8 protein-coding genes and 2 pseudogenes are annotated in these 8458 nt (G+C 71.3%); 6 read left to right on the forward strand and 4 right to left on the reverse strand.

The annotated features are described in order from the left end of the window. Window positions 1-81 precede the first annotated feature (81 nt). Entirely contained in the window at window positions 82-612 is a 531-nt protein-coding gene (locus ACSNN8_RS27220; RefSeq protein WP_436652426.1) for a CGNR zinc finger domain-containing protein, read from the forward strand. A gap of 16 nt (window positions 613-628) precedes the next feature. Next, window positions 629-862 (forward strand): annotated as a pseudogene (locus ACSNN8_RS27225) (helix-turn-helix domain-containing protein); the annotation flags it as partial. Window positions 863-985: 123 nt separating this feature from the next. On the opposite strand, the gene ACSNN8_RS27230 reads toward ACSNN8_RS27225, so the two are convergent. Genes ACSNN8_RS27230 through ACSNN8_RS27240 form a run of 3 tightly spaced genes read right to left on the reverse strand, consistent with a single transcriptional unit; the run spans window position 986 to window position 3331 of the window. Continuing rightward, a complete protein-coding gene (locus tag ACSNN8_RS27230; RefSeq protein ID WP_436652428.1) occupies window positions 986-1771 on the reverse strand; it encodes an SAM-dependent methyltransferase in 786 nt (261 codons plus the stop codon). Continuing rightward, a complete protein-coding gene (locus ACSNN8_RS27235) occupies window positions 1761-2468 on the reverse strand; it encodes a response regulator (RefSeq protein WP_436652430.1) in 708 nt (235 codons plus the stop codon). The genes ACSNN8_RS27230 and ACSNN8_RS27235 overlap by 11 nt, the downstream gene beginning before the upstream one ends. Further along, entirely contained in the window at window positions 2465-3331 is an 867-nt protein-coding gene (locus tag ACSNN8_RS27240) for a sensor histidine kinase (RefSeq protein ID WP_436652432.1), read from the reverse strand. Before ACSNN8_RS27240 ends, ACSNN8_RS27235 begins: the two co-directional genes overlap by 4 nt. A gap of 96 nt (window positions 3332-3427) precedes the next feature. Between ACSNN8_RS27240 and ACSNN8_RS27245 the strand changes: the two genes are divergently transcribed. From ACSNN8_RS27245 to ACSNN8_RS27260, 4 genes are all read left to right on the forward strand, one after another. Continuing rightward, window positions 3428-4120 carry an ABC transporter ATP-binding protein gene (locus ACSNN8_RS27245; RefSeq protein WP_436652433.1) on the forward strand — a complete coding sequence of 231 codons (693 nt, stop codon included), beginning with the start codon at window positions 3428-3430 and terminating at the stop codon, window positions 4118-4120. After that, the gene (locus ACSNN8_RS27250) at window positions 4117-4848 is read left to right on the forward strand and encodes a hypothetical protein (RefSeq protein ID WP_436652435.1); all 732 of its coding nucleotides are present in this window, start codon (window positions 4117-4119) and stop codon (window positions 4846-4848) included. Before ACSNN8_RS27245 ends, ACSNN8_RS27250 begins: the two co-directional genes overlap by 4 nt. After that, window positions 4845-5438: a hypothetical protein gene (locus ACSNN8_RS27255; protein WP_436652437.1), complete on the forward strand. Its 594-nt coding sequence runs from the start codon at window positions 4845-4847 to the stop codon at window positions 5436-5438. Before ACSNN8_RS27250 ends, ACSNN8_RS27255 begins: the two co-directional genes overlap by 4 nt. 311 nt (window positions 5439-5749) lie before the next feature. After that, window positions 5750-7678, forward strand: coding sequence for an endo-1,4-beta-xylanase (locus ACSNN8_RS27260; RefSeq protein WP_436652439.1), 1929 nt, complete (start codon window positions 5750-5752; stop codon window positions 7676-7678). Between the two features lie 54 nt (window positions 7679-7732). On the opposite strand, the pseudogene ACSNN8_RS27265 reads toward ACSNN8_RS27260, so the two are convergent. Next, a pseudogene (locus ACSNN8_RS27265) lies at window positions 7733-8125 on the reverse strand (IS30 family transposase); the annotation flags it as partial. Between the last annotated feature and the right edge of the window lie 333 nt (window positions 8126-8458).

Below are 8458 nucleotides of genomic sequence, written 5' to 3' on the forward strand. Positions count from 1 at the left end.
ATGTCAGGGTCAAAAACAACTACAGTCCTGACGCTAGGCCGGGTTACGTGAGGAGTCAAATTGCTTTTTGCCCCTGACACGGTGGAGTCCCTGGAGTTCGTGGTGGCGCTGGCCAACACCGAGCCCGGCAGCTCGCGCAGCGGCGAGGACGAGCTCGCGACCGTCGAGCAGCTGAGGGCGCTGCTGAGCCGGTTCATCTACACGGGGCGCATCGACTACGACGAGCAGGAGCTTGCCGACGTACGGGCCACCCGTACGCTGCTCCGGGAGATCTGGGTGCTGGATCGCGACGACGCGGTCGAGGTCGTGAACCGCATGCTGCGCGAGGCCAGGGCGCTGCCGTTCCTCGCCCGGCACGACGAGCTGGACTGGCACCTGCACGCGACGTCCCCCGACGCGCCGCTGGCCGAGCGCATCCGGGCCGAGATGGGGCTCGCGTTCACCGACGTGATCCGCATGAACGAGATGGACCGGCTGCGCGTCTGCGGCGCCGACGACTGCGACGGGCTGGTGCTCGACCTGTCGCGCAACGGCTCCAAACGGTTCTGCACGGTGCGCTGCGGCAACCGGATGAACATGATCGCGTTCCGGGAGCGCAAGGCGGCCGGATAGCGGCTAGGGTCGGGGAATGATGCTGCGGGAGCTCATCGGCCGCGTGCTGCGGCGCACGCGTCAGGCCCAGCGGCGCACGCTGCGCGAGGTGGCCGACGCCGTCGGCATGTCGATCGGCCACCTGTCCGAGGTCGAGCGCGGCCGCAAGGAGCCCTCGTCCGAGCTGCTCGCCGCGATCTGCCGCGCGCTCGGGCTCTCCCTGACCGACCTGCTGCTGGCCGTCCTGCGCGACCTCACCCCGCCGCAGCCCCGCCTCGGCGCCCGCCTCCCGCAGCCCGAGCTGCTCAAGCTGGAGCTCGCCCGCTTCGAGCTCGCGACGCGCCGGACCGCCCGCACGCAGGCCCGCCGCACCGACTTCCAGCTGGCGGCCTGACTACGGCTTGCGGGCCACGCCCGCGTAACCGTCGACGACGACCTCGGTCGCGCCGGCGGGCCGCCACTGCGGGATCGGCACGACGCCGGGCTCGACGAGCTCGAGGCCGTCGAAGAACGACCTGAAGTCGGCGACCTCGCGCAGGTGGTAGGGCACGGCGCCGCTCTCGTTGTACTGGCGGTGCGACTCGATGACGCGCTCGCTGGTGGCGGTGCCGTCGGACATCGTCAGGTAGCTGCCGGAGGGCAGCTCGTCGACCAGCGCCCGCACGATGGCGCGCGCCTCGTCGGGGCTCTCGACGTGGCCCATCACGCCGAGCAGCATGAGCGCGACCGGCTGCGTGAAGTCCAGCGTGTGCCTGGCCTCGGCGATGACGGCGCGCGCGTCCTTCAGATCCCTGTCGATGTACGTCGTGACGCCCTCGGGGGTGCTGGCCAGCAGCGCCCTCGCGTGGCTGAGCACGAGCGGGTCGTTGTCGACGTACACGATCTTCGCCTCGGGCGCGACGCGCTGCGCGACCTCGTGGGTGTTGTCCACGGTCGGCAGCCCGGTGCCGACGTCGAGGAACTGCCGGATGCCCCGCTCGCCGGCGAGGAACGTGACCGCCCGGCCGAGGAACGCCCGGGTCTGCCGCGCGGCGTCGACGATCTCGGGGAACACCGCCTTGACCTGATCGCCGACGGCGCGGTCGGCCGCGAAGTTGTCCTTGCCGCCGAGCCAATAGTTCCAGACCCGTGCCGAGTGCGGCACGTCGACGTTGAGCTTCGTGGCGAGATCATCGGTCACGGCGACAGTGTCGCGGGTGGACTGTCGGCTCCGCAACCCTCGGCCGTACGAGGCCGGCGTCGTACGCCGCGATCACCAACTGGGCCCGGTCGCGCGCCCGCAGCTTGGCCAGCAGGTGCGTCAGGTGGGTCTTGACCGTCTTCACGGAGATCACCAGGGCGTCGGCGATCTCGTCGTTGGACAGCCCGCCGCCCACGAGCGTGAGCACGTCGACCTCACGCGCGGTGAGCCCGCGCAGCGACGACCTGTCCCGCGTGACGCTGGGTGCGGACAGGAAGTGGCCGACCAGCCGGGTGAGGATCGACGGCGCGAACAGCGACTCGCCCCGGTGGGTGCGGCGCACCGCATCCAGCAGATCCTCGGGGAGGGCGTCCTTGAGCAGGAACCCGGAGGCGCCCGCGCGCAGCGCCTCGTGCACGTACTCGTCGAGCTCGAACATGCTGAGCACGAGGACGCGCGTCCGGTCCAGCACCGGGTCGGCGCAGATGCGACGGGTCGCCTCGAGGCCGTCGACGCGCGGCATGCGAACGTCCATGAGCACCACGTCCGGCCGGGTGGCACGGGCCTGCGTCAGCGCCTCGACGCCGTCGCCCGCCTGCCCGGCGACCTCGAGGTCGGGCTCCTTCCCGACGATCAGCGCGAGGCTGTGCCGCAGCAGCGGCTGATCGTCGACGAGCAGGACGCGTACGGAGTTCACGCGCCCGCCTCGTCCGGGATGTGCGCCGTGAGGCGGAAACCCCTTTCCTGGCGGCCCGTCGTGAGGGTGCCACCCAGGGCCGCGACGCGCTCCCGCAGTCCGACCAGCCCGTGCCCCGCCCCCGGCACGGCCGCCCACCCCACCGCCGGTCCCGCATCGGCCACGCTGACGGTAAGCATTTTCCCGTCGCGACGGACGTCGACGCGCACCTCGGTGGGCCCCGCGTGCCGGATCGTGTTGCTCAACGCCTCGCGCACCGTCCGGCAGACGGCGACCTGCACACCCGGCGACACCTCCCCCAGCTCGCTCACCGTCAGCTCAGGCCGCACCCCCGCCCGCTCCGCCGCCCGCACGATCCCCGGCAGCGCACTGAGGTCCTCCACCGGAGCACGCGGCGCCAGGGAAGGGCTTGCCGGGCTCCAGGGTGCGGCGGGCTCGCGCAGGACGGTCAGCATGCGCCGCAGTTCGGCGGTGGCGCCGCGGCTCGCATGTTCGATGTCGGTGAGCGCCGCGGCGACCTCGGGCGGCTTGTCCAGGTGCCGGGTGGAGGCCGCCCGCACGGTGATCAGCCCGAGCCCGTGCGAGACGATGTCGTGCAGGTCGCCCGCGATCCGCATCCGTTCGGCGAGCACCGCCTCGGAGGCGGCCCACGCCGTCAGCCGCTGCTCGTACGCCCGCCGGTCGGCCCGCCACCGGAACACCGCCCACACCGCGACGGCGACCGCTCCCCCCGCCAGCACGGCCGGAACCACCCTCGCCGCCGTGCCCTGCGCTCCGCCGGTCACCATCGCCACGGCCCCGACCCCGCCGACCGTCAGCAGCACGGGCGCCGCCCGGGTACGCCATCGAGGACGTGGGCTCATGCCGCGACTGTAGTTCTAGGACCACGGTCGTAGGTCGCGCACGCCTTCGGACCCGGGTCCGACGCTCCGGACGGCCCGGCGCGGTTGACTCCCCCTATGATCACGATCGACCGGGTGAGCCGCGCCGGGATCCTGCACGACGTGTCCTTCGAGGCCCGTCCGGCGCGGGTGACCGGCTTCCTCGGCCCCAACGGCGCGGGCAAGACCTCGACCGTACGCATCCTGCTCGGCCTCGACCGCCCGTCGAGCGGCACGGCTCTCATCGACGGCCTGCCGTACGCGTCCCTGCCCCGTCCCCTCACCAGGGTGGGCGCGCTGCTCGACGGCAGCGGCGCCCACCGCGCCCGCTCGGCCCGCGCCCACCTGCGCTGGATGGCCGCCAGCAACGGTCTTTCCCGCGCACGCGTCGACGAGGTGCTCGACGTCGTCGGCCTGTCCGACGCCGCCGGCAAGCGGGCGGGTCGCTTCTCGCTCGGCATGAGCCGCCGCCTCGGATTGGCCGCCGCGCTGCTCGGCGACCCGCCCGTGCTCGTCCTCGACGAACCCGTCAACGGCCTGGACCCCGCCGGCGTCCACTGGATGCGCGCGTTCCTGCGCCGGTGCGCCGCCGAGGGCCGTACCGTCCTGCTCTCCAGCCACCTGATGGGTGAGCTGGCGCTGACCGTCGACGACGTGGTCGTCATCGACCGCGGCGGCATCGTCGCCCGCGGCACCCTCGGCGAGGTCATCGGCGACCACGAGTCGCTGGAAGCCGCTTTCCTGTCCCTGACGGGAGCAACCTCGTGGTGAGCGCCGAGCTCCGCAAGCTGCTCGGGTTGCCGACCGCCTGGACCGGGCTCGTGCTGGGCCTGATCGCCGCGCCCGCCCTCGTGTTCGTCAACACGCCGGGCGTGCGGCGCGCGATCGAATCCGGGCAGATCGACGACCTCGGGTACGAGAACCTCGGCATCGGCCTGCTGGGCGCGCTCATCCTCGGGGTCGTCACGGTCAGCAGCGAGTACACGTCCACCGGCGACGACTCGCCCGGCGCCCACCAGATGACCGCCACGCTGCTCGCCATGCCTCACCGGCGCCGCCTGCTCGCCGCCAAGGCAGCCGCGCTCGTGCTGGTCGTCGCCGTGCAGGGCGCGCTGACCGCCTCGGCCACAGTGCTGCTGACCCAGGTCATGCTTCCCGAGTACGCGCCGCCGTTCGACCTCGTCCGGATCGCCGGCGCCGTCCTCTACTGGGTCCTGCTCGCGCTGCTCGCCGCCGCGGTCACACTGATCTTCCGCAACGGCGTCATCACCTTGACCTACTTCATCGTGAACAGCACGGTCGTCTCGGTCTCCTACCTGCTGACCAAGCTCATCCCGTGGGCCGCCTACCTTCCCGACATCGTCGGTGCACACCTGATCGTGCGCGGCGATCCCGCCGCCGTCGCCATCGGACCCGTCACCGCCGCCTTGGTGATGACCGCGTGGGTAGCCGCTTTCCTTGCGGTGGCCGCCTGGCTCTTCCACCGGCGCCCCGCATGACCCGGGCCGACGTTCGCGCCGAAGTGCTCAAACTGCTCACACTGCCCGCACTCCGCTGGACCATCGCCCTCACGTGGGCCGCCACGGCGCTGCTGGCCTTCGCGGCTCACCGCACGACGCCGCACGCCGACCCGATCACGACGGCGCTGCGGTGGACACAGGCCGGCTACCTCGTGTTCGGCGTGCTGACCGCCACCCAGGAGTACGAGCCCGGAGGCCAGATCCGCGCAACCCTGCTGGCCATGCCGCACCGCTGGCGGCTGACCTTCGCCAAGACCGCCGCCACCGCCCTCGTCACGTTGCCGCTGGCCGCACCCGCCGGCCCATCGACCGCCGCCTACCTCATCGGCGTAGTCCTGGTAGGCGCCGCCGCAGGCAGCCTCTCCCGAAGCCCGATCGCCGGCGTCGCCTCAGCCGTGACCCTGTACCTGCTTGTTTGCCCGATCGTGCGCGCCGGCGCCCCTTCCGTGTCCCCCTGGCTACCCGACACCACCCTCACCGACCCATCCCACGGCGCAGCCGCCGCCGCCATCTGGCCCACAGCCGCCACCCTCACCGCAGGCGCCTTCTTCCACAGACGCAACGCCTGAATATCCCCGACATAGGTCGACCCGCATCACAGCCCTTCCCTGCACCGACTCGGCGGCCGGCACCAGACGCCCCACCGCTGTCTCCGCGACCTTCTGACTCCGTGGCAGCCCACAGACCCAACCCGCCATCCACAACGGCCGGCTACACCTGCGCCCCATCCACACCCCTCCGCCCCCGACCGAAACGCTCAGTCGCCATCCACACCCCCGCGCCATCGGCAGCGCACATTTATGGACGTCGTTGCTTTGGGAGCGCTCCCATGCCACGATGACTGTCGATCTGTCACGGCGGCGAGACCGAGGGACGTCCCATGCGTGCACCACTGCGAACGATCCTCTCCCTGGCGATCGCCCTCCCCGCGGCCACGGTGGCGATGATGACGACAGCGAGCGCAGCCGAGGAACCGGCGCCCACAACAGTGCTCACCAACGACTTCGAGGACGGCACAACCCAAGGCTGGACGGGCCGGGCAGCGGAGAGGGTCACGCACACCACGACGGTGGCGCACGGCGGCACCGGGAGCCTGGCGGTCACGGGACGTACGGCCAGCTGGCAGGGCCCCTCCCTCGACGTGCGAGCCGAGTTCGTGCAGGGCACGTCGTACACGATCTCGGTCTGGGTCCGGCTCGCGGAGGGCTCCGACAACGCGCGGCTCAGCGTCGAACGGCGTACCGGCGGGGTGGCGTCCTACGACCAGGTGGTCGGCGACACGGCTGTGGACAGCGGACGCTGGGTCAACCTCACAGGCCGGTACACGCTCGCCACCGACGTGGAGTCCCTGCGGCTGTACGTGGAGACGTCGTCCACAACCGGGGACCTGTTCATCGACGACGTCGCTGCCAGTTACGTGCCCGTGCTGCCGATCCAGACCGACATCCCGTCGCTGAAGGACGTCGTGGACGAGTTCCCGGTCGGCGCGGCCATCACCGGCGCGGAGATCCTCACCGAGCACGGGCAGCTGCTCGGCAAGCACTTCGCGAGCGTGACGCCGGGCAACGCGCTCAAGTGGGACGCGACCGAGCCGGCCGAGGGCGCCTTCTCGTACGCGCAAGCCGATCCGCTCGTGAACTTCGCCAAGGCGCACGGCATGGCCGTCCGCGGGCACACACTCGTGTGGCACAACCAGACGCCCGCGTGGGTCTTCACGGGCGCGGACGGCGAGCCCATGACCGCCACGGCCGGGGACAAGGCGCTGCTGCTGGGACGGCTCGAGAACCACATCCGCGAGGTCGCCGCGCACTACGGCACCACGATCGGCGTGTGGGACGTGGTCAACGAGGTCGTCGACGAGAACCAGACGGACGGCCTGCGGCGCAGCACCTGGTACACCGTCGCGGGGCTGGACTACATCCGTACGGCGTTCCGGGTCGCCCGCGAGGCCGCCCCGCACGCGAAGCTGTTCATCAACGACTACAACACCAACGTGCCGGCCAAGCGCGACAAGCTGTACGCGCTGGTCGCCCAGCTCAAGGCCGAGGGCGTGCCGATCGACGGCGTCGGCCACCAGATGCACGTCAACGTCAGCTGGCCGACGGTGGCCGAGACCAGGGCGATGCTCGACAAGTTCCTGCCGCTGGACGTGGAGCAGCAGATCACCGAGATGGACGTCAGCATCTACACCGGCGAGGGCGAGTCGTTCCCCGCCCCGCCGGCCGACCGGCTGCTGCAGCAGGCGTACATGTACCGCGACATGGTCGCGCTGTTCCGCCAGTACGAGGGTGAGATCACCTCGGTGACGCTGTGGGGCCTCGCGGACGACAACACGTGGCTCGACACGTTCCCCGTGACCCGCAAGGACGCGCCGCTGCTGTTCGACACCCGGCTGCAGGCCAAGCCCGCGTACTGGGGCGTCGTCGACCCGAGCCGGATCGGCGCCACCACGGGCAGCCCCACCCCGACCGGCGGCGCCCCCGCGACGACAGCCTGCTCGGTCACCTACCGGATCACCGGCTCGTGGCAGGGCGGCTTCCAGGCGGACGTACGGGTGACCAACACCGGCACGACCGCGTGGACGAGCTGGTCGCTGGGCTGGCAGTTCGGCGCCGGCCAGCAGATCGCCCAGCTCTGGAACGGCTCGGCGGCGCAGTCCGGCACGGCCGTCACGGTCGCGAACGCCGCGTGGAACGGCAGCGTGGCTCCCGGGGCTTCGGCGTCGTTCGGCTTCCTCGGCTCGTGGACCGGCACCAACCCGGCCCCCGCGTCGTTCTCGCTGAGCGGCACCGCCTGCGCCGCCGCATGATCAGTCCGAAGGTGATCTCGTACGTACGCCACCCAGACCCCCGCCCAGGCGGTTTCAGGGGGTCGCTGCAACACGGTCGGTGTCCAGGGGTTCAGCCAGGCGTTCGGCTGGGGTGTCCCAGCCGAGGGTCATACGCGGTCAGCCGTTGAGTTCGGCCGCGACAGCGGCCAAATGCTCAGGTGTGTGCTGGGTCAGGTCGGTGCCTTTGGGGAAGTACTGGCGCAGCAGCCCGTTGGTGTTCTCGTTCGATCCGCGCTGCCAGGGGCTGTGGGGGTCGCAGAAGTAGACCGGCATGCCCGAGGCCAGGCTGAACTGGTGGTGTAACGCCATCTCGACGCCTTGGTCCCAGATCAGCGATCGGCGCAGATGCTGCGGCAGGGTCGCGACGGTGGCCAGCAGGACGTCGCGGACGTGTTCGGCGTTACGGCCCGCGGCCAGGTGCAGCAGCATCGCCTCCGCCGCGATCTGGGTCTGGCTGGCCCCTTCGCGCAGCCGATCAGCGATCACGCTCCGCTCGTCCTGCGACAGATACCGCACGCAGACTGGCACCCGGCGGGCCGCGACCACGGCCCGCTTCCTGGCTTCCTGCGGGGCGTCACGGACCTGCCGCCACGCTGGATGCCGCCAGTCATAACAGGTCTTGCGGTCCACGCCGTCCCGCCGGCATGCCTCACTCGTGCCTACACCCTGCGCCACAAGACCCAAATATGCCTGCCACAGCGCGGCCTTAGCCGGACCCGGAAGCCAGCCAGCACCAACGTCATCTGACACCTGCCACCC

It is taken from the genome of Actinoplanes sp. URMC 104 (genome assembly GCF_051386375.1).
Classification (GTDB): Bacteria; Actinomycetota; Actinomycetes; order Mycobacteriales; family Micromonosporaceae; genus Actinoplanes.